Annotated in this window: 18 protein-coding genes; 12 read left to right on the forward strand and 6 right to left on the reverse strand. The window is 64.4% G+C overall.

Annotated elements, in window-relative coordinates; all coding sequences use genetic code 11:
• Positions 1-414: 414 nt before the first annotated feature.
• Positions 415-3,234, reverse strand: coding sequence for an EAL domain-containing protein (locus tag C8E02_RS14990; RefSeq protein WP_047966170.1), 2,820 nt, complete (start codon positions 3,232-3,234; stop codon positions 415-417).
• 349 nt (positions 3,235-3,583) lie between these two features.
• Between C8E02_RS14990 and C8E02_RS14995 the strand changes: the two genes are divergently transcribed.
• The 6 genes from C8E02_RS14995 (at position 3,584) to C8E02_RS15020 (ending at position 8,667) form a co-directional block, all read left to right on the forward strand.
• Positions 3,584-4,903: a TRZ/ATZ family hydrolase gene (locus C8E02_RS14995; RefSeq protein ID WP_120812061.1), complete on the forward strand. Its 1,320-nt coding sequence runs from the start codon at positions 3,584-3,586 to the stop codon at positions 4,901-4,903.
• A 9-nt stretch (positions 4,904-4,912) separates the two neighbouring features.
• Complete coding sequence (ubiG, locus tag C8E02_RS15000; protein WP_047966172.1) at positions 4,913-5,611, forward strand: bifunctional 2-polyprenyl-6-hydroxyphenol methylase/3-demethylubiquinol 3-O-methyltransferase UbiG; 699 nt, start codon at positions 4,913-4,915, stop codon at positions 5,609-5,611.
• Positions 5,612-5,818: 207 nt separating this feature from the next.
• Entirely contained in the window at positions 5,819-6,562 is a 744-nt protein-coding gene (gene tadA, locus C8E02_RS15005; RefSeq protein ID WP_120812063.1) for a tRNA adenosine(34) deaminase TadA, read from the forward strand.
• Positions 6,562-7,176, forward strand: a complete 615-nt coding sequence (locus C8E02_RS15010; protein ID WP_120812221.1) for a L,D-transpeptidase — start codon at positions 6,562-6,564, stop codon at positions 7,174-7,176. The genes tadA and C8E02_RS15010 overlap by 1 nt, the downstream gene beginning before the upstream one ends.
• A 2-nt stretch (positions 7,177-7,178) precedes the next feature.
• Positions 7,179-7,595, forward strand: coding sequence for a DUF2721 domain-containing protein (locus tag C8E02_RS15015; protein WP_047966174.1), 417 nt, complete (start codon positions 7,179-7,181; stop codon positions 7,593-7,595).
• A gap of 400 nt (positions 7,596-7,995) precedes the next feature.
• Positions 7,996-8,667 carry a GntR family transcriptional regulator gene (locus tag C8E02_RS15020; protein ID WP_120812066.1) on the forward strand — a complete coding sequence of 224 codons (672 nt, stop codon included), beginning with the start codon at positions 7,996-7,998 and terminating at the stop codon, positions 8,665-8,667.
• Positions 8,668-8,725: 58 nt separating this feature from the next.
• Here the strand turns inward: C8E02_RS15020 and C8E02_RS15025 are convergent, their stop codons facing one another.
• Both C8E02_RS15025 and C8E02_RS15030 read right to left on the reverse strand, forming a co-directional pair.
• Positions 8,726-9,220 carry a dihydrofolate reductase gene (locus C8E02_RS15025; RefSeq protein ID WP_120812068.1) on the reverse strand — a complete coding sequence of 165 codons (495 nt, stop codon included), beginning with the start codon at positions 9,218-9,220 and terminating at the stop codon, positions 8,726-8,728.
• Positions 9,217-10,011 carry a thymidylate synthase gene (locus tag C8E02_RS15030; protein WP_120812071.1) on the reverse strand — a complete coding sequence of 265 codons (795 nt, stop codon included), beginning with the start codon at positions 10,009-10,011 and terminating at the stop codon, positions 9,217-9,219. Before C8E02_RS15030 ends, C8E02_RS15025 begins: the two co-directional genes overlap by 4 nt.
• Before the next feature lie 139 nt (positions 10,012-10,150).
• Here C8E02_RS15030 and flhB point away from each other — a divergent pair, with 139 nt between their 5' ends.
• The 6 genes from flhB (at position 10,151) to C8E02_RS15060 (ending at position 17,239) form a co-directional block, all read left to right on the forward strand.
• Entirely contained in the window at positions 10,151-11,197 is a 1,047-nt protein-coding gene (flhB, locus tag C8E02_RS15035; protein ID WP_245961169.1) for a flagellar biosynthesis protein FlhB, read from the forward strand.
• A gap of 141 nt (positions 11,198-11,338) precedes the next feature.
• Positions 11,339-13,420 (forward strand): flagellar biosynthesis protein FlhA, encoded by a 2,082-nt coding sequence (gene flhA / locus C8E02_RS15040; RefSeq protein ID WP_047966179.1) that lies wholly within the window; start codon positions 11,339-11,341, stop codon positions 13,418-13,420.
• 6 nt (positions 13,421-13,426) lie between these two features.
• Complete coding sequence (flhF, locus tag C8E02_RS15045) at positions 13,427-14,857, forward strand: flagellar biosynthesis GTPase FlhF (protein WP_120812073.1); 1,431 nt, start codon at positions 13,427-13,429, stop codon at positions 14,855-14,857.
• The gene (locus C8E02_RS15050; RefSeq protein WP_211329262.1) at positions 14,854-15,717 is read left to right on the forward strand and encodes a MinD/ParA family ATP-binding protein; all 864 of its coding nucleotides are present in this window, start codon (positions 14,854-14,856) and stop codon (positions 15,715-15,717) included. Before flhF ends, C8E02_RS15050 begins: the two co-directional genes overlap by 4 nt.
• A gap of 2 nt (positions 15,718-15,719) precedes the next feature.
• Positions 15,720-16,460: an RNA polymerase sigma factor FliA gene (locus C8E02_RS15055; RefSeq protein WP_120812076.1), complete on the forward strand. Its 741-nt coding sequence runs from the start codon at positions 15,720-15,722 to the stop codon at positions 16,458-16,460.
• Positions 16,461-16,489: 29 nt separating this feature from the next.
• Positions 16,490-17,239 carry a flagellar motor protein gene (locus C8E02_RS15060; protein ID WP_047966182.1) on the forward strand — a complete coding sequence of 250 codons (750 nt, stop codon included), beginning with the start codon at positions 16,490-16,492 and terminating at the stop codon, positions 17,237-17,239.
• A 121-nt stretch (positions 17,240-17,360) separates the two neighbouring features.
• Here the strand turns inward: C8E02_RS15060 and C8E02_RS15065 are convergent, their stop codons facing one another.
• Genes C8E02_RS15065 through C8E02_RS15075 form a run of 3 tightly spaced genes read right to left on the reverse strand, consistent with a single transcriptional unit; the run spans position 17,361 to position 19,869 of the window.
• Entirely contained in the window at positions 17,361-18,557 is a 1,197-nt protein-coding gene (locus C8E02_RS15065; protein WP_047966183.1) for a tryptophan--tRNA ligase, read from the reverse strand.
• 34 nt (positions 18,558-18,591) lie between these two features.
• Entirely contained in the window at positions 18,592-19,230 is a 639-nt protein-coding gene (locus tag C8E02_RS15070; RefSeq protein WP_120812079.1) for a site-2 protease family protein, read from the reverse strand.
• A gap of 18 nt (positions 19,231-19,248) precedes the next feature.
• On the reverse strand, positions 19,249-19,869 hold the full coding sequence (locus C8E02_RS15075) for an L-threonylcarbamoyladenylate synthase (RefSeq protein ID WP_047966185.1): 621 nt from the start codon (positions 19,867-19,869) through the stop codon (positions 19,249-19,251).
• Positions 19,870-19,872: the final 3 nt, after the last annotated feature.

Raw genomic sequence — 19,872 nt, forward strand, 5'->3', positions numbered from 1 at the left:
GGCCAAGCTTCAGGCGCACGCCGGCATGCTGCCGGAGCGGGATCGCGCGCAGGCAGGCGGCGTGGCAGCGAGGGCCACAAGCGTCAATTCAATTGTAGGAAAGGAAAAGCAGGGGCAGCCGGATGGCTGCGGCAGGCATCAGGCGCGCGGGAAGTCGTAGGCAAGAACGATGTCGAGGGTGTACCAGTGTTCCGTCAGGCAGCCGGACATGGCGGCAGCCCGGAACGAGCAAGCGTTGCGCTTCATCGGGCAGTTTCTCCAGGGCTTGGCAACAGGTCGTGCCCATGCACGACAGACAACAGGCTACACCCGCCATCCGTCATCAGCAAGCTGCGCTGCAACATGCGACGACAACAAAAACGCCACGAGGCAGACTCGTGGCGTGGCGGCAAAGCCGGGGCAAGGCGCGACCGCTTACTCCAGTCGCGGCAGCAGGCACTTCTGCCGCAGCAGCGGCTCCACCGCCTCCGCCGACACCGGCTTGGACAGCAGGTAGCCCTGCACCTGGTGGCAGCCTTCCTGTGCCAGGAACTGCCACTGCTCCACCGTCTCCACCCCTTCCGCCACCACCTGCATGTTGAGGTTTTTCGACATGTTGATGATGGCGCGGGTAATCGCGGTATCGTCCTGGTCGCCCGGAATGTCGCGCACGAAGGAGCGGTCGATCTTCAGCTTGTCGGCCTTGAAGCGCTTGAGGTAGGCCAGACTGGAATAGCCGGTGCCGAAGTCGTCGATCGACATGCGGATGCCCATCGCCTGGATGGCGCGGATGGTCTGCACCGTCGATTCCAGATCGTCCATGATCACGCTCTCGGTCACTTCCACATCGAGGCAGCTGCCCGGCAACTGGTACTCGGCCAGCGCATCCTGCAGCAAGCCGACCAGATCCTGGTGGCGGAACTGCAGCGCCGACAGGTTGACCCCCACCGTCATCAGCGGCAGCCCCTTGCCGTGCCATTCCGCGATCTGACGGCAGGCTTCGCGGATCACCCAGTTGCCGATCTGCACGATATAGCCGCGTTCCTCGGCGACATCGATGAAGTGCAGCGGCCCCAATAGCCCCAGCGTCGGGTGGTTCCAGCGGATCAGCGCCTCGGCGCCGATGATGTTGCCGCTGCTCATCTCCACCTGCGGTTGGTAGTGCAGCACGAACTCGTGACGGTCGACGGCGTGGCGCAGCTGGCTTTCGATGGCCAGGATCTCGCGTGCACGGGCATTGAGATCGGCGGTGTAGAACTTGTAGTTGTTGCGACCGCTGGACTTGGCGTGATACATCGCCGCATCGGCATTGCGCACCAGGGTGTCGAAATCGCGGCCATCGTCCGGGAACAGGCTGATACCGATACTGGCGGTGATCGCCAGCGAGTGGCTGTAGACGTCGATCGGCGCGGCGAACTCGGCGAGGATGCTTTCCGCCACATGCACCGCATCGGCAGCATCGTTGATCAGCGGCAGCAGCACCAGGAACTCGTCACCACCCTGCCGCGCCACCACTTCGCCGGCGCCCAGCACACGGCGGATGCGCTCGGAGGCGATCTTCAGCAGGATATCGCCGGCGGCGTGGCCCAGCGATTCGTTGATGGTCTTGAAGCGGTCGAGATCGAGCAGCAGCACGCCAAGCTTGCCGTTGTCGTGGGAGGCGTTCTGGATCGCCAGCAGCGCGCGATCCTGCAGGTGGCCGCGGTTGGGCAGGCCGGTGAGCACGTCGAAGTGAGCCAGGAACTGGATGCGCTCGTCGGCGGCCTTGCGCTCCGACTGGTCGCTGAAGATCGCCACGTAGTGCGTCACTTCGCCGGCCAGACTCTTCACCGCATTGATCGCCAGCCACTCCGGGTATACCTCGCCATTCTTGCGGCGGTTCCACACTTCGCCCTGCCACTGCCCCTGCTCGTTGAGCACCGACCACAGGCTGTCGTAGAACTCCTTGTTGTGGCGACCGGAGCTGAGCACCGTTGGCCGCTGGCCCAGCACTTCATCCTGGCCGAAGCCGGTAATCTCGGTAAAGGCGCGGTTGACGCTGCGGATGCAGACCTGCGCATCGGTGATCATGATGCCTTCGGCGGTGTTCTCGAACACCTTAGCCGCCAGCTGCATGCGCTCTTCCGCGGCACGGCGCTCGGAGATGTCGCGCACCATGCGCCACACCGCGGTGATGCGGCCGTCGGCATCGCGCATCGCCACCGTCTTGACGCTGACCGGGATGGCGCTACCGAGGCGGTTGATGTACTCGACCTCGAACTCGTCGCAGAAACCGAAGCGCATCACCTTGTTGTCGAGGTTGTAGCGCTCCACCGCCTCGCTGTTGTCGGAGACCACCTTCCAGAAGTTCTGCAGCTTGAGCTGGTCGAGGCTGTAGCCGATCAGGCTGAGGAAGGCGGGGTTGGCGTCGATCACCTGCCCTTCCAGCGAGCTGATCACGATGCCGTCCAGATTGGACCAGAACAGCTCGCGGTACTTGTTTTCGGAGCGGCGCAGCGCGTCTTCCACTTCGCGGCGGCGTTCGATGTCCGCCTCCAGCGCCAGCGTCTTGGCCTTCAGCTCGTCGATCAGCCGCTTCAATTCGGCGCGCATCCATTCCAGATGCTTGCCGACGGTGCCGATCTCGTCCTGGCGTCCCCACTGGAACGGCTGGTCGAGCTTCAGTGCGGCCAACTGCGTGGCCTGCTCTGACAGCTGGCGGATCGGCTTCAGGAAGCGCGAGTTGAGAATGCTCATGATCAGCACGATGGACAGCAGCAGCTGCGCCGCCACGATCAGCAGCAGGTCTTTCAGCTGGTTTTTCTGGGCAATGCCCAGATGCTCGGTGTCGAACTCGATGTTGACCTGGCCGATTTCCTCGCCGCGATAGACCACCGGTTTCTGCACGAAGGCCACGCCACCGATACGGCGTTCGCTGCGCAGCGCGGACAGGAAGATGGTATTGGACTGGGTGTCGGAAACGCGGACCGAAATGATGCGCTCGTCGTCCATCACCGACGATACCAGCGGTGCACCGGCCTGGCGGCTGAGGTTCCACAGCGGCTCCTGCATCCCCAGCGCCACGATTTCCAGCAGCCGGTTCTGGTCGACGGCCAGTTGCGTCTCCATCTTGTCGCGCTGCAGGTTGAAACTGAGGAAGCTGATCAACAGGGCGGGGAATAGCAGGCCGAGCACAACGGCAATCAGGAATGCCTGGCGCAGCGACAATCTGCCGCCAGGCTGGGAGTAATCAAACGTTTCTGCTTGTCTTGTCATATATCGGGTTGCCGCAGGGCTGCCACATTATTTTATTTTTAAGAAAAGCCTGACTGTTACCAAGCCAGTTCATTTGCCGCTCGCCACGGGTGGGGCGCTTGCAGGCCTGCAGTGACGACTGCAACGTGAATCCGCTTATGCGCCTGCGCTACAATCGTCGTACCGGATCATTGTGTCTCAGCGGCAAAGCGACTGCAAATGTTTGCCATCGCGCAGCGCAGCACGAGCCTGCTGCCGCTTTGCCTTACAATTATGCTTTAATCGCGCGCGCCGGCAGCCGCAGGCGGGTTGTCGAAAGCGCACGGCGCTGCCTACAATCGCCGGCAATTATTTACAGGGTCACACACCAATGTCGCATCGTCATTACGACCAACTCATCACCGCACGCTGGATTATTACAGTAGAACAAGATGGTGTCATTCTTGACAACCACTCGCTGGCGATCAGCGATGGCCGCATTGTTGCCATTCTGTCGCCGGCCGAAGTCGCCGGCGTCAGCGCCAACGAACACCTGAACCTCGACAACCACGTGCTGATGCCGGGCCTCGTCAACCTGCACGGCCATTCGGCGATGACCCTGTTGCGCGGCATGGCCGACGACAAGGCGCTGATGGACTGGCTGCAGAACCACATCTGGCCGGCAGAGGGCAAGCACGTCAGCGACGCCTTCGTGTTCGACGGTGCGCTGCTGGCGATGGGCGAGATGTTCCGCAGCGGCACCACCACCATCAACGACATGTACTTCTTCCATGCCGCGATGGCGCGCGCCGCGATGGCCGCCGGCATGCGCACCTTTGTCGGCTGCTCGATCCTGGAGTTCCCTACCGTCTACGGCCAGAACGCCGACGACTACATCAGCAAGGCGATGGCCGAGCGCAGCCAGTTCCTCGGCGAGGAGCTGGTGACCTTCACCCTGGCTCCGCACGCGCCGTACACCGTGGCCGACGACACCTTCCGCAAGGTGGTGACGCTGGCCGAGCAGCAGGACATGCTGATCCACTGCCACATCCACGAGACCATGGACGAGGTCAACGGCAGCGTCGAACAGCACCAGCAACGGCCGCTGGCACGCCTGGCCAATCTCGGCCTGCTGTCGCCGCGCCTGATTGCCGCCCACATGGTGCACCTGACCGACGCCGAAATCGCGCTGGTGGCCAAGCACGGCGTGTCCATCGCGCACAACCCGACCTCCAACATGAAGCTGGCGTCCGGCATCGCCCCGGTGCAGAAACTGCTGGCCGCCGGCGTCAACGTCGGCATCGGTACCGACGGTGCGGCATCGAACAACAAGCTGGACATGCTGTCCGAGACCCGCATGGGCGCGCTGCTGGCCAAGGTCGGCACCCTCGACCCGACCGCGGTGCCGGCCGCCACCGCCATCCGCATGGCGACGCTGCACGGTGCCCGCGCACTGGGCATCGAGCACAAGGTCGGCAGCATCGCCGTCGGCAAGCAGGCCGACCTGATCGCCGTCGATCTGGCCCAGATCGAGACCAGCCCCAACTTCGACCCGATCTCGCACATCGTCTACGCCGCCGGCCGCGAACAGGTCAGCCATGTGTGGGTCAATGGTCGCAATGTCCTGCGCGAGCGCAAGCTGACCACGCTGGACGAAGCAGAACTGAAAGCCCGCGCCGACAGCTGGCGCGTCCGCATTCTCGGAAATTAAGGAACCAGCATGAGCAACGTTGACGAACAGGAACTCGACAAATTCAGCCAGATCGCCCACAAGTGGTGGGACATGGACAGCGAGTTCAAACCGCTGCATGAAATCAACCCGCTGCGCCTCGACTTCATCGACCAGCACGCGGCACTGGCCGGCAAGGCGGTACTGGATGTCGGCTGCGGCGGCGGCATCCTGTCGGAAAGCATGGCCCACTACGAGGCCAGCGTCACCGGCATCGACCTCGCCAAGAAATCGCTGAAAGTGGCGCAGCTGCACAGCCTGGAGTCCGGCGTCAGCGTCAGCTACCGCTGTGTCGCGGTGGAAGACCTCGCCGCCGAGGCGCCGGCCAGCTTCGACGTGGTGACCTGCATGGAAATGCTGGAGCACGTGCCGGACCCGCAAAGCATCGTGCGCGCCTGCGCGCAGCTGGTGAAGCCGGGCGGCTGGGTGTTCTTCTCCACCCTCAACCGCAATGCCAAGTCCTACCTGCTGGCGGTGCTGGGCGCCGAGTACGTGCTGAACATGCTGCCGAAAGGCACCCATGAGTACGCACGCTTCCTCAAGCCGTCCGAGCTGTCGCGCATGGCGCGCAACGCCGGGCTGGGCGTGGAGACGCTGGCCGGCATCGGCTACAACCCGCTGACCCGCGTCTACAGTCTCAATGACGACACCGACGTCAACTACCTGATGGCCACCCGCCGCCTCGCCTGAGGCAGCCACGGCCTGCGGCCAATCCGAAGAGCGTGTTCACGATCTAGCGAGCTAGAGCGAGACAAGGCGAAAACGGCTGAGGAAGCGGCGTTTATCCAAATATAAACAAGCATGCCGAAGCCGTTTTCAACGCCGTATCGCCCCATTGAGATCAGCCGCAGCAGATCGTGAACAGGCTCTAAGGTTGGCCGCAACCGTCTGGATAACATGACCGCACCCCTGCTCTCCCCGCCACTGCCCCCCGCCGCCATCCGCTGGCTGCACGCGCTGGACATCCGCGACCGCCCGACGCTGGCCCAATGCGGCGCCGCGCGCGCCTATGCCCTGCTCAAGGCCGCTGGCCACACCGTGACACTGAAGCTGCTGTACGCGCTGGAAGCGGCAATCCGCGGCGTGCACTGGTCGCAGCTGGACGACGACGACCGCCTGCGGCTGCGCACGGCGCTGGCACAGTTGCCGCCGCAGCGACCGTTGCCACCGCTGGCCGAGCGGCAGCGTTTCATGGCGCTGGCGCGCGAGCTGGCACAGCAGGCGGCAGCGGAAGGCGAGGTGCCGGTCGGCGCGCTGGTGGTCAGGAATGGCGAGGTGATCGGCCGCGGCTACAACCGCCCCTGCGCCAGCCACGACCCGTCGGCGCACGCCGAGATGCTGGCGCTGCGCGACGCTGCGGCCAACCTTGGCAACTACCGGCTGGCCGGCTGCCAGCTCTACGTCACGCTGGAGCCGTGCCCGATGTGCAGCGGCGCCATCCTGCACGCGCGCATCGACCACGTGCTGTTCGGCGCCAATGACGCCAAGACCGGCGCCGCCGGCAGCGTGCTGAACCTGTTTGCCGAGACTAAACTGAATCATCAGACCGCCATCGACGGCGGCATCGACGCCGAAAGCTGTGCCGGACTGCTGGCCGGCTTTTTCCGCCAGCGCCGCCACACCGCCAGGAAGGAGTCGTGATGAAACGGCTATTGCTACTGCTGCTGTGCTGCAGCGGCAGCCTCGTCGCCAGCCCGGCAGACTTCATCCTGCAGCAGCAGGACGGAGCGCTGGTGGCCGCCCATGCCAACCGCCTCAATCCCGGCCAGCCGTGGCTGCATGTCAGCGTCGCGGAACAGTCGCTCACCCTTTACGACCAGCGCGGCCTGCCGCAGAAGCGCTACACCGTGTCCACCGCCAGAAACGGCGTCGGCGAGCGCGTCAACAGCTACCAGACCCCGCGCGGCTGGCACCGGGTATGCGAACGCATCGGCGATGATGTCGCCGCCGACACCATCATCTACCGGCGCAAGGTGACACCGTGGAAATACACGCCGCAACTGGCCGCCGAAAACCCGGACAAGGACTGGATCCTGACCCGCATCCTGTGGCTGTGCGGCCTGGAGCCGGGCAAAAACCAGGGCGGCGAGGTCGACAGCTATGACCGAGCCATCTACATCCACGGCGCCGGCCAGCACGTGCCGTTCGGCACGCCGACCTCGCGCGGCTGCGTGCGCATGCGCAACGAAGACGTGATCGAACTCTACAACCTGACCGCCAACGGCATCGACGTGCTGATCAGCGAAGAAAACTAGCCATGCTCAACCTGACCACCCCGGCCCTGTTGTTTCCGGCCATTTCCCTGTTGCTGCTCGCCTACACCAACCGCTATCTGGCCTTGGCCAGCATCATCCGCAATCTGTATGACGACTATCAACAGACCCCCAGCGACAAGCTGGTCCGGCAGATCGGCAATCTGCGCCGCCGCATCGCGCTGATCAAGTGGATGCAGAGCATGGGCGTGGGCAGCCTGTTCCTGTGTGTGGTGGCCATGTTCCAGATCTACACCGGTTGGCCGCAGGCGGCACAGATCACCTTCGGCACCAGCCTGCTGCTGCTGATCAGCTCGCTGGGCATGTCCTTACTGGAGTTGCGCATGTCGACCGACGCGCTGAATATTCTGCTGTCCGACCTGGTTGCCGCCGAACGCGCGCGCGACAAGAGCCCACGCTGACGCAGGCAAAAAAAAACCTCCCCAGCCTAGTGGGGAGGTAACACCCGTGTCGTACCTGCAAGGTTCCCGATGGAACACGCAATAACAAGCGACGTTATTGCTCTTGAAGCAGCTGTCTCAACCATTTCCTTGCGAGCCACTTATGATGTTAGCCCCTCATGATCCTCGCCCGGCCCTGATTTAAACAAGCGTTTGAATCGTAAGGTGAGGTGCGTTTTCACGCAAGTGCTTTTTGGGCGCCGGCGGCGAAAACGGGTGATTTTGCAACACGCGGCGCGTGCGGCGCTGCCGCGCCGGGGCGCCGGTTTGATGCTAGAATACGGATACCGTCCGATTGCCGGACAATATAAAGTTTACAATGCATGCCGCAACGCCCCCGTCGAATTCATCAGGAGCTTTAATGAGCTTCAAGGCCAACGATTCCCTCACCGAACAGATTGCCCGCTTTCTCGGCAACCAGATCATCACCGGCAACATGCTGCCCGGCGAACGCATTCAGGAACTGCGCATTGCCGCGGAACTGAACGTCAGCCGCGGCTCGGTGCGCGAGGCCTTGCTGATCCTGCAGCGCCGCCACCTGGTCGACATCTATCCGCGTCGCGGCGCCATCGTCGCCAGCATGACCGCAAGCGACGTGCGCGATTTCTTCGAGCTGTGGTTCGTGCTGCTGGAACAGGCGGTATCGCATCTGGCGCACAACTGGCAGAACGACGACCTCGCCGACTTCTTCGAGCTGATGACGGAGCTGGGCGAGTGCAACCGCAACGACGATCTTGACGGCTTCTACCGCCACGGCGTCAGCTTTCTCGGTGCGCTGTACCAGCATGCCGGCAACCGCTACCTGGCGCAGACGCTGCACGACCTGCTGCCGCTGTCACAGCGTTGCCTGTTTGCCATCCTGCGCGCCGGCAAGAGCCGCATCGAACAGACCCACGACTTCCTCGACGGCCTGCTGCAGGCGATCATCGCCCGCGACCAGTCCAGGCTGCGCCAGATGATCCAGCAGTTCGGCCACGACTACAGCCAGCTGGCGCAAGCCTCGGCCACGGCGCTCGGCGCCGACGGCAGCTAAGCCGCGACAGCCATGAAAAAGGCGGCCTCGCGGCCGCCTTTTGCTTGCTCACGCCGTGTCAGGCACGGCGCCGGTAATCGACAAAGCGGTACACCAGCCCGTTGGCCGCGGTCTGCGCCGGCTGCGACGTGGCCTGCCACTCCTCGTCACGCCACGCCGGGAAAGTGGCATCCCCGGCCACCTCCAGCTCGATATGGGTCAGCCGCAGCTGGTCGGCCAGCGGTAGCGCCTGGCGATACAGCTCGGCGCCGCCGATCACGCACACCTCGTCAACGTTGGCCGCCAGCGCCAGAGCCTCCTCCAGCGAATGCGCCACCGTCACGCCCTCGTGCTGCCACTCCGACTGGCGGGTAATCACGATGTTCAGCCGGCCGGGCAAGGCGCGACCGATGGAATCGAAGGTCTTGCGCCCCATGATCACCGGTTTGCCCAGCGTCACCGCCTTGAAGTGTTTCAGGTCTTCCGGCAGATGCCACGGCAGGGTGTTGGCGATGCCGATCACGTTGCCGCGCGCCATCGCCGCCACCAGGGTCAAGGTTGGCCGCACGCTCATACCGCCACCTCCGCCTTGATGTGCGGATGCGGGTCGTAGCCCTCCAGCGTGAAATCCCCGAACTTGAAGGCAAACAGGTCGCTGACATCCGGGTTGATGCGCATCGTCGGCAACGGTCGCGGCTCGCGCGTCAGCTGCAGTTGCGCCTGCTGCAGATGGTTGCTGTACAGGTGGGCATCGCCCAGCGTGTGCACGAAGTCGCCCGGCTTGAGGCCGCACACCTGCGCCACCATCATGGTCAGCAGCGCGTAGCTGGCGATATTGAACGGCACGCCGAGGAAGATATCAGCCGAGCGCTGGTACAGCTGGCACGACAGCTTGCCGTCGGCCACATAGAACTGGAACAGGCTGTGGCACGGCGGCAGTGCCATCTCGTCCACCAGCGCCGGGTTCCACGCCGACACCATCAGCCGACGCGAATCGGGATTGCGCCGGATCATGTCCAGCAGGTTGGCGATCTGGTCGATATGGCGACCATCCGGCGCCGGCCAGCTGCGCCACTGGTAGCCGTATACCGGACCGAGGTCGCCGTTCTCGTCCGCCCACTCGTCCCAGATACGGACACCGTTTTCCTGCAGGTAGCGGATATTGGTGTCGCCGGACAGAAACCACAGCAGTTCGTGAATGATGGAACGCAGGTGACACTTCTTGGTGGTCACCAGCGGAAAACCTGCGGCGAGGTCGAAGCGCATCTGGTAGCCGAATACCGAACGGGTGCCGGTGCCGGTGCGGTCGGACTTGTCAACGCCGTGCGTCAGCACGTGCTGCATCAGGTCGAGATACTGTTTCATGACAGCGCCTGTGAATTGAATGCGCCAATTCTACTATCAACCGCAGGCGACGACACCAGCCGCGCGGCGCGCAGAGCACAGGCAAATGCGCTACCATCGCGCATCGAATCACTAATCCACAGGGTCACATCACCGCGCCATGGCTGAAGACTCAGACAAGGAAGACCGCACCGAGTCACCCTCGGCGCGGAAGCTCGAACAGGCGCGCGAGGACGGCAACGTCCCGCGCTCGCGCGAGCTGAACACCTTTGCCGTCACCATGGCAGGCCTGGCCCTGCTCATCGCCACCGGCGGCCAGCTGTTCGCCGCCATGAAGGAAAGCATGATCGCCTGGTTTACCTTCAACCAGGAAAGCCTGCGCGACCCGCTGGTGATCATGGAGCGGCTACGGCAGAGCGTGCAGGACACCCTGCTGCAAATGGCGCCGCTGCTGGGCGGGCTGTTGCTGGTGGCGGCGCTAACACCGCTGCTGATCGGCGGCTGGAACTTCACCAGCAAGGGCTTCATGCCCAATTTCGGCAAGCTCAACCCGCTCAGCGGCATCAAGCGGCTGTTCTCGGTCAATGCCGCCACCGAAGGGCTGAAGGCGGTACTGAAAAGCGCACTGATCGGCGGCGTCGCCACCTGGGCAATCTGGAACGAGCGCGACGAGCTGATGGGGCTGATCAGCATGCCGCTGGATGGCGCGCTGCTGAAGCTGGTGGCACTGATGGAGCACACCTTTCTGATGGTGGTCGGCGCCATGCTGCTGCTGGTGGTACTGGATGTGCCGTTCCAGCTGTGGCAGTACCACAAGAACCTGCGCATGACCAAGGATGAAGTGAAGCAGGAATACAAGCAGCAGGAAGGCTCGCCCGAGGTCAAGGGCCGCATCCGCCAGCTGCAGCGCGAGGCGGCACGCAAACGCATGATGCAGGAGATTCCCAACGCCAACGTTATTGTTACCAACCCGACTCACTACGCCGTTGCATTCAAGTATGATGAAGAGATGGCCGCACCGGTGCTGATCGCCAAGGGCAGCCTGAAGCTGGCCGAGCGCATCATCAACGCAGGACAGGAACACCGCATCGCCATCCTGCGCGCGCCCAGTTTTGCCCGCGCGCTGTACTTCAACGTCGAGCTGGGCGAGCAGATACCGTCGCAGCTGTATACCGCTGCCGCGCAGGTGCTGGCCTATATTCACTAGCTGAAGCACTTCGAGCAAAGCGGCGGTCTGGCCCCGGTGTTCCCCGAGCAGCTGGACGTCCCTGCCGAACTTGACCCCGAAAGCAAACGCCAGCAACATACGCCGCCAAAAACCTAACGCAGCACGTCATCGCAACGAGGCATGAACACACTGCAGGACTTCCTGAAAAAGATTGATCTGAACACCCTGGCAGGCCCGGTCCTGATCATCCTGGTTCTGGCCATGATGGTGTTGCCGCTGCCGCCGGTGCTGCTGGACATCTTCTTTACCTTCAATATTGCCGTCTCCATCATCGTGCTGATGGTGGGTATCAACACGCGCGAACCGCTGGAATTCTCCTCCTTTCCCTCGGTACTGCTGATCACCACCCTGCTGCGCCTGTCGCTGAACGTGGCCAGCAGCCGGGTGATCCTGCTGGAAGGCCATAACGGCTCCGCCGCCGCCGGCGCGGTGATCGAATCCTTTGCCCACTTCCTGATTGGCGACAACGTCACCATCGGCATCGTGGTGTTCATCATCCTGACCATCATCAACTTCGTGGTGATCACCAAGGGTGCCGGCCGTATAGCCGAAGTCTCGGCCCGCTTCGCGCTGGACGCGATGCCCGGCAAGCAGATGGCGATCGATGCCGACCTCAATGCCGGCCTGATCGGCGAGGACGAGGCGCGCACCCGCCGCGCCAAGATCGGCGAAGAGGCCAACTTCTTCGGCTCGATGGACGGTGCCTCCAAGTTCGTGCGCGGCGATGCCGTGGCCGGCATCATGATCATCGTGATCAACATCGTCGGCGGCCTGATCATCGGCATCGTGCAGCACGACCTGCCGGTGGCCGAAGCCGCCGAAACCTATACCCTGCTCACCATCGGCGATGGCCTGGTGGCGCAGATCCCGGCGCTGATCATCTCCACCGCCGCCGGCATGGTGGTGGCACGCGTCGGTACCGAAAAAGGCCTGTCGGAACAGCTGCTGGGGCAGATGTTTGCCAACCCGACGGTGCTGTACCTCACCGCCGCGGTGATCGGCATGCTGGGCCTGATCCCGAACATGCCGCACGTCGCCTTCCTGATGATCGCCGCCATCCTCGCCGGCAGTGCCCGCTGGCTGGAAATCAGCGCCGCGCGCCGCGCTACGCAGCCGGCCGAAATCGAGGTGCTGCCACCGGCGGTGCTGGACCAGCCGCTGACCGAAGTCAGCTGGAAAGACGTGCAGCCGGTCGATGCCCTCGGACTGGAGGTCGGCTACCGCCTGATCCCACTGGTCGATCGCGAGCAGGACGGCGAGCTGCTGCGCCGCATCCGCGGCATCCGCAAGAAAATGGCGCAGGAACTCGGCTTCCTGGTGCCGCCGGTACACATCCGCGACAACCTGGAAATCCGCCCCAATGCCTACCGCATCCTGCTCAAGGGCGTGGAGGTGGGCAGCGGCGAGGCCTTCGTCGGCCAGTTCATGGCCATCAACCCCGGCCAGGTCAGCGGCGAGCTGCAAGGCACCCCGACGACCGATCCGGCCTTCGGCCTGCCGGCGATCTGGATCGACGCCAGCAAACGCGACGAGGCGCAGACGCTGGGCTATACCGTGGTCGACGCCAGCACCGTGGTCGCCACCCACCTGTCCAACCTGCTGCAGACCCACGCCGCCGAACTGCTTGGCCGCGAGGAAGTGCAGGCGCTGATCGACCATCAGGCCAAGGAAGCACCGAAGCTGATCGAGGACCTGGTGCCGAAGGTGGTGCCGATCGGCACCCTGCAGAAAGTGCTGCAGCAGCTCTTGACCGACGGCATCCACCTGCGCGACTTCCGTACCATCATCGAGACGCTGGCCGATCACGTCGGCGTCACCGCCGACATCGACGAGCTGACCTCGGCGGTGCGTACCGCGCTGTCGCGCGCCATCGTGCAGCAGCTGTTCCCCGGCGAACAGGAGCTGCCGCTGATGACCTTGGACCCGCAGCTGGAAGGCATCCTGCTGCAGGCGGTACAGAGCAAGGGCGGCGGTCTGGAGCCGGGGCTGGCAGAAAACCTGCTGGCCAATGCCGCGGAACAATCGGAACAAGTCGAAAACCAGGGCTTTAATCCCGTATTATTGACCCCACCGGCATTACGGCCTTTGCTGGCACGCTTTCTGCGCCGCGCCCTGCCGCAGTTACGCGTGATTTCGCATAATGAAATACCGGACAGCAAATCCATTCGTATAATTGCGGTGATCGGGGGGAGCAAAAGCTAACGCATCATGGTGGTCAGAAAGTTCTACGGCAAAACAACACGGGATGCGCTACGCCAGGTTCGTGAAGAACTGGGCGCCGATGCGCTGATCCTGTCCAACCGCCCTACCCTGGGCGGTGGCGTAGAGATCATGGCCGTCGCCGATGCCGATGTTTCCGCGCTGGCCACCACTCTGACACCGCCGTCGCAGCCGAAACACCCGCCGCGCAATGCGCCGACACCGTCTCCGGTGCCCGCGCCCGCCGCCACTGGCGGCAGCATGAACCGCGCCATCGCCCGCACCTACGCGATGCCGGTGGAGCCGCTGGAAGCGCCGGCGGTACCGACACCGCCGCCACCACCGCAGGCGAAAGCCAGCACCGAACCGAAACCGTTCCTCGCCCACGTGCAGGGCAACAGCCCGCCACCGAAGGCGGCGCCACAGCCGCAAGCGGCACCGGCCCGGCCTGCGGCCAACGTTGCCAGCAGCAACGATGCCGAGCGCGAGCAGATGGCGCAGGAACTGAAACAGATCGGCGACGAGATCAAGCAGCTGCGCAGCCTGCTGCAAAGCCAGCTGGCCGGTTTTGCCTGGTCGGACATGGAGCAGCGCACGCCCAACCGTGCCGAGCTGTTCCGCCACCTGCTTACCGCCGGCTTCAGCTCGACGCTGATCCGCCAGCTGACACAGAAGCTGCCGCCGCAGTACGAAGGCGATGTCGCGCAGAAGTGGGCGCGCTCGGCGCTGATCCACAACCTGAAGTGCATGGATCCGCAGCACGACCCGATCGAGCGCGGCGGCATCTATGCGCTGGTCGGCCCCACCGGCGTCGGCAAGACCACCACCGTCGCCAAGCTGGCCGCCCGCGCCACCATGCGCCACGGCGCGCAGAACGTGGCGCTGATCACCACCGACACCTACCGGATCGGCGCCCAGGACCAGCTGCGCATCTACGGCAAGATCCTTGGCGTACCGGTGTTCTCGGTGCAGAACGAAGGCGACCTGCAGCTGACGCTGGCTGATCTGGCGCAGCGCAAGATCGTGCTGATCGACACCGTCGGCATGGGCCAGCGCGACGCGCGGGTACAGGCACAGCTGGACATGTTCAACCAGACCGGCCGCCCGGTGGAGCGCCTGCTGCTGCTGGCCGCCAACGCCGACGGCCACACGCTGGAAGACGTGGTACGCCACTACCGCGGCGACGGTCTCGCCGGCGCTATCCTGTCCAAGATCGACGAGGCGCTGATGCTGGGGCCGGGGCTCGACGTCGTCATCCGCCACCGCCTGCGCCTGTTCTACGTCACCAACGGCCAGCGCGTGCCGGAAGACATCCACGCCGCCCATGCCGAGCTGCTGATCGACCGCGCGCTGCGCGCCGCGCAGCTGGCCTCGCCGTTCAATCCGGAAAGCGATGAAATGGCGATGCTCAATGCCGCGCAGTCCGGCTGGCTGTCATGAGCGTGCTGGATCAGGCTTCCGGCCTGCGCCGCCAGGCGCTGCACGACTACCCGCCGTCCTTCGCCTTTTTCGGCGCCGACCACTGCGGCCAGAGCACCGTTGCCGGCGAGCTGGCGGCGGCGCTGGCGCTGCAACGGCAACGCCCGCTGCTGATCGAGCACCGCAACGGCCAGCAACTGGCACGCCGCCTCGGCTTGCCGGCCGCCGGCACGCTGGGCAGCGTCGCGGTCAGCCTCGGCGATCTCAACGAGCTGATGGTCAGCAACCGCCACGGCCTGACCCTGGTCAACCTCGCCGCCAGCGTCGACGAGCGCACGCGGCTGTCGCCGCGCATCTGGCGCCGCCTGATCAACGAGTTCGCGTCGGTGGAACAGGACGCGGCGCTGCTGCTGCTGGATACCCCGCCGCTGAGCGAAGATCCCGGCCCCTGCTGCATCGCCGACAACCTGGTGCTGGTGCTGACCCCGTCCTCCGACAGCCTGATGGGCGGCTACGCACAGCTGAAACGGCTGGCGCAGGACTACGCGCGCCGCCGCTTCAACGTGCTGGTCAACCGTGCGGCCAACTTTGACGAGGCGCAGGCGATCTTCAGCCGCCTGCAGCGCGTGGCCGGCGACTACCTGCCGGTCGGCCTGCGCTGGGTCGGTTTCGTCCCTGATGACAACACCATCAGAAAGAGTCAGACTTTACGGCGCCCGGTGGTGGAGGCGTTTCCGGACAGCGAGGCGGCGCACGCCTACCTGCAGCTGGCGCAGATGCTGCCGCAGTGGCACGCGCCCGACGACGACACCCCGCGCGGCAGTTATCTCGAACATCTTTTAATGACAAGCAAAGCGCTTGCAGATTTGACAGGTCATTAAATATGGCAGTAGCAAACAAATGGCAGGCCTATCAGCAGCACAGCCAGCGCGAAACCATCGACATCAACCAGCACGCGCCGCTGGTCAAGAAGCTGGCCAGCATGATGATGGCGCGCCTGCCGGCCAGCGTGGATATCAACGACCTGATCCAGGTCGGCACCATCGGCCTGATCGAGGCCGCGCGCCAGTTCGACAGTGCGCAGGGCGTGCTGTTCGAAACCTTCGCCAGCCAGCGCATCCGTGGCGCGATGCTGGACGAGCTGCGCCGCGAGGACTGGCTGCCGCGCCAGGCGCGACGCAATGTGCGCCAGATCGAAAGCGCCATCCACCAGCTGGAACAGCAGCTGGGACGCAGCCCGGCGGAAGGCGAGATCGCCGACAGCCTGTCGCTGCCGCTGAGCGACTACCAGGCGATGCTGGCGGAGTGCAAGGGGCTGACCCTGGTGCACTTCGAAGACTTCCACGATGACGAAGGCAATGGCAGCAACCAGATCGCCAACATCGTCGACGGCGACGCGGCCACCCCGCTGGACAACCTCGCCGAAGACCACTTCCGCAGCGCGCTGATCGACGCCATCAAGCTGCTGCCGGAGCGCGACCAGCTGGTGATGAGCCTGTACTACGAGCAGGACCTCAACCTGAAAGAAATCGGCGCCGTGCTGGGCGTCTCCGAATCCCGCGTCTCGCAGCTGCACAGCCAGGCCATCGCCCGCCTGCGCACGCGCCTGCGCGACTGGACCTGAACCCGCCACGCGTACGGAAACCATAGCCTGTGGATAAAATTAGCCTCATTGCCATCATCGGCGGCCTGACCGCCATCCTGGCCGGACAAGCACTGGAAGGCGGCCACATCGGCTCGCTGATCCAGGTCACCGCCTTCATGATCGTCATCGGCGGCACCTTCAGCGCGGTGATGCTGCAGTCGACACCGAAGCAGTTCCTCACCGGCCTGCGCATGGCCGGCTGGGTGCTGCGCCCGCCGGTGCACGACCAGGAAAAACTGATCCGCGACCTGGTCAGCTGGAGCCAGGCGGCGCGGCGCGGCGGCCTGCTGTCGCTGGAAGGCTATATCAACAACCAGAAGGACCCGTTCGTACGCAAGGGGCTGCAGATGCTGGTCGACGGCGCCGAGCCGCAGATCATCCGCGACGTGCTGGAAACCGAGATCGGCATCTTCGAGCACGCGCGCAAGCAGGCGGCCAAGATCTGGGAATCCGCCGGCGGCTACGCGCCGACGATGGGCATTCTCGGCGCGGTGCTGGGCCTGATCCACGTGATGGAGAACCTGTCCGACCCGTCCAAGCTCGGCGGCGGCATCGCGGTGGCTTTTGTCGCCACCGTGTACGGCGTCGGCATCGCCAACCTATTCCTGCTGCCGATCGCCAACAAGCTGAAAAACCTGATCAGCCTCGAGGTCAACCTCAAGGAGCTGACGCTGGAAGGGCTGATCGCCATCGCCAACGGCGAGAACCCGCGCATCATCGAAGCCCGCCTGCGCAGCTTCCTCGGTCTCAACGACTGAGGCCACTTGGCTAAGGCATGGCGGCCAAGCTTGTGCCGCATCGCAGACAAAAACCCCCGCCAGCGGCCGCCGGCGGGGGTTTTGCCTTGCAAGGTTGGCCGCAACGGTGGCGGCACGGCTGTCAGTAACCCAGCCCCATCGCCTCGCGCACTTCCTTCATCGTCTCGCGCGCCACCAGTTCCGCCTTGTGGCAGCCTTCGAACACGATCTCCTTGACCAGGTTCGGGTTGGCCAGATACTTCTCGGCGCGCTCGAACATCGGCTGCTGCTCGCGTACCACCGCCTCGATCACCGGCTGCTTGCAGTCCAGACAGCCGATGCCGGCGCTGGTACAGCCGGCCTTCACCCACTGCTTGGTGTCGTCGCTGCTGTACACCTCGTGCAGCTGCCACACCGGGCACTTGTCCGGGTTGCCGGCGTCGGTGCGGCGCACGCGGGCCGGGTCGGTCGGCATCGCGCGGATCTTCTTGCTGACCTCTTCCGGCGTCTCGCGCATGGTGATGGTGTTCTTGTACGACTTGGACATCTTGTTGCCGTCCAGCCCCGGCATCTTCGACGCCGCGGTCAGCAGGGCCTCGCTCTCCGGCAGGATGATCTTGCCCTTGTTTTCCAGATAGCCCTGCAGCCGCTCGCGGTCGCTGTTGCCGAGGTTCTGGCTGGCGGCCAGCAGCTCGCGCGCGGCCAGCAGCGCCTCGCCGTCGCCGTCCTGCAGGTAGCGGGTACGCAGCTGCTCGAACTGCTTGCCCGCCTTGCCGATCTTCTTCACCGCCGCGCGGGCCAGTTCCTCGAAGTTCGGCTCGCGGCCGTACAGGTTGTTGAAGCGGCGCGCCACTTCGCGCGTCAGCTCGATGTGCGGCACCTGGTCTTCGCCGACCGGCACCAGCCCGGCCTTGTACACCAGGATGTCGGCGGCCTGCAGCAGCGGATAGCCGAGGAAGCCGTAGGTGGCCAGATCCTTGTGGTTCAGCTTGTCCATCTGGTCCTTGTAGGTCGGTACCCGCTCCAGCCAGCCCAGCGGCGTCACCATCGACAGCGCCAGGTGCAGCTCGGCGTGCTGCGGCACCTTGGACTGGATGAAGATGGTGGCCTGTTCCGGATCGACGCCGGAGGCCAGCCAGTCGATCACCATTTCCCAGATCGACTTCTCGATGATGGCGACTTCGTCGTAGTTGGTGGTCAGCGCGTGCCAGTCGGCGACCATGAAGTAGCAGTCGTGGCGGGTTTGCAGCTCGACCCAGTTCTTGATCACGCCGTGGTAGTGGCCCAGATGCAGGCTGCCCGTCGGGCGCATGCCGGAAAGAATGCGGTTGGCAAACATGGTGTGTCGGGTTCCGTGAGTGACAGGTTAAGGCTCAGAGCAAAAAGCCGAGCAGCTCGTAAACCATGGTGGTAAAGGGACGCAGGATCGGGGACAGCAGGCCGGTAAACACCAGCGCCAGCAGGATCCACATGCCGTACGGCTCCAGCCGCGAGAAGTTGTAGGCCAGCGGGCGCGGCAGCAGGCTCTCCACGATGCGGCCGCCGTCCAGCGGCAGGATCGGCATCAGGTTGAGCACCATCAGCACCACGTTGATGCCGATACCGGCCTGGCTCATCAGCGCCAGCGGCCGGCTGTAGTCGTTGTCCATCACGATGGCGAGCTTGAGCAGCAGCACCCACAGGATCGCCATCACAAGGTTGGCCGCAGGCCCGGCGGCGGCCACCCAGCGCATGCCGACACGCGGATTGCGCAGCGCGCCGAAATTGACCGGCACCGGCTTGGCCCAGCCGAACAGGAAACCGCCGATCACGACCGACAGCAGCGGCAGCAGCACGGTGCCGACCGGGTCGATGTGTTTCAGCGGGTTGAGCGTCATGCGCCCCATCATGTAGGCGGTGGCGTCGCCAAAGCGCTTGGCGGCGTAGGCGTGGGCGGCTTCGTGCAGGGTGATCGCCAGCAGCACCGGCAGTGCGTAGATGGCGATCTTCTGGATCAGGTTCAGTTCTTCCAAGAGGGTTTCCTTGTCGGGTTACAGGCCCAGCAGCGCCGGGTCGCCCTTGCCGCGGCGGATCAGCTCGATGCCGTCGGTCATGTCGATCACGGTGGTTGGCTCGGTGCCGCACCAGCCTCCATCGATCACCAGATCGACCAGATGTTCCAGCCGTTCGCGGATTTCGTAGGGATCGGTCAGCGCCTCGGCGTCACCCGGCAACAGCAGGGTACAGGACAGGATAGGCTCGCCCAGTTCCTCCAGCAGCGCCAGCGTCACCGGATGATCCGGCACGCGCAGGCCGATGGTGGCGCGCTTGGGGTGCAGCGTGCGCTTGGGCACCTCGCGGCTGGCCTGCAGGATGAAGGTGAAGCTGCCCGGCGTCGCCGCCTTCAGCTGGCGGAACTGTGCATTGTCCACCCGCGCGTAATTGGCCAGTGCCGACAGGTCGGCGCAGACCAGGGTCAGGTGGTGCTTGAGGTCGAGCTGGCGGATCGCCAGCAGCCGCTCCATCGCCTTCTTGTCGCCGAGGTGGCAGCCCAGCGCGTAACAGGAGTCGGTGGGATACACCACCACCCCGCCCTCGCGGATGATCTTGGCCGCCTCGCGGATCAGCCGCGCCTGCGGCGTTTCCGGGTGGATCATGAAAAATTGCGACATCGG

Origin of the sequence: Vogesella indigofera, assembly GCF_003633895.1 — a bacterium.
Lineage (GTDB): Bacteria > Pseudomonadota > Gammaproteobacteria > Burkholderiales > Chromobacteriaceae > Vogesella > Vogesella indigofera.

Bases quoted from the DNA above. Each gene is read 5' to 3' on its own strand.
- flhA (WP_047966179.1), top strand. From the start codon at position 11,339: ATGAACACACTGCAGGACTTCCTGAAAAAGATTGATCTGAACACCCTG.
- flhB (WP_245961169.1), top strand. From the start codon at position 10,151: ATGGCTGAAGACTCAGACAAGGAAGACCGCACCGAGTCACCCTCGGCG.
- C8E02_RS15015 (WP_047966174.1), top strand. From the start codon at position 7,179: ATGCTCAACCTGACCACCCCGGCCCTGTTGTTTCCGGCCATTTCCCTG.
- C8E02_RS15055 (WP_120812076.1), top strand. From the start codon at position 15,720: ATGGCAGTAGCAAACAAATGGCAGGCCTATCAGCAGCACAGCCAGCGC.
- C8E02_RS14995 (WP_120812061.1), top strand. From the start codon at position 3,584: ATGTCGCATCGTCATTACGACCAACTCATCACCGCACGCTGGATTATT.
- C8E02_RS14990 (WP_047966170.1), bottom strand. From the start codon at position 3,234: ATGACAAGACAAGCAGAAACGTTTGATTACTCCCAGCCTGGCGGCAGA.
- C8E02_RS15025 (WP_120812068.1), bottom strand. From the start codon at position 9,220: ATGAGCGTGCGGCCAACCTTGACCCTGGTGGCGGCGATGGCGCGCGGC.
- C8E02_RS15020 (WP_120812066.1), top strand. From the start codon at position 7,996: ATGAGCTTCAAGGCCAACGATTCCCTCACCGAACAGATTGCCCGCTTT.
- C8E02_RS15010 (WP_120812221.1), top strand. From the start codon at position 6,562: ATGAAACGGCTATTGCTACTGCTGCTGTGCTGCAGCGGCAGCCTCGTC.
- C8E02_RS15065 (WP_047966183.1), bottom strand. From the start codon at position 18,557: ATGTTTGCCAACCGCATTCTTTCCGGCATGCGCCCGACGGGCAGCCTG.
- tadA (WP_120812063.1), top strand. From the start codon at position 5,819: ATGACCGCACCCCTGCTCTCCCCGCCACTGCCCCCCGCCGCCATCCGC.
- flhF (WP_120812073.1), top strand. From the start codon at position 13,427: ATGGTGGTCAGAAAGTTCTACGGCAAAACAACACGGGATGCGCTACGC.
- C8E02_RS15030 (WP_120812071.1), bottom strand. From the start codon at position 10,011: ATGAAACAGTATCTCGACCTGATGCAGCACGTGCTGACGCACGGCGTT.
- ubiG (WP_047966172.1), top strand. From the start codon at position 4,913: ATGAGCAACGTTGACGAACAGGAACTCGACAAATTCAGCCAGATCGCC.
- C8E02_RS15075 (WP_047966185.1), bottom strand. From the start codon at position 19,869: ATGTCGCAATTTTTCATGATCCACCCGGAAACGCCGCAGGCGCGGCTG.
- C8E02_RS15050 (WP_211329262.1), top strand. From the start codon at position 14,854: ATGAGCGTGCTGGATCAGGCTTCCGGCCTGCGCCGCCAGGCGCTGCAC.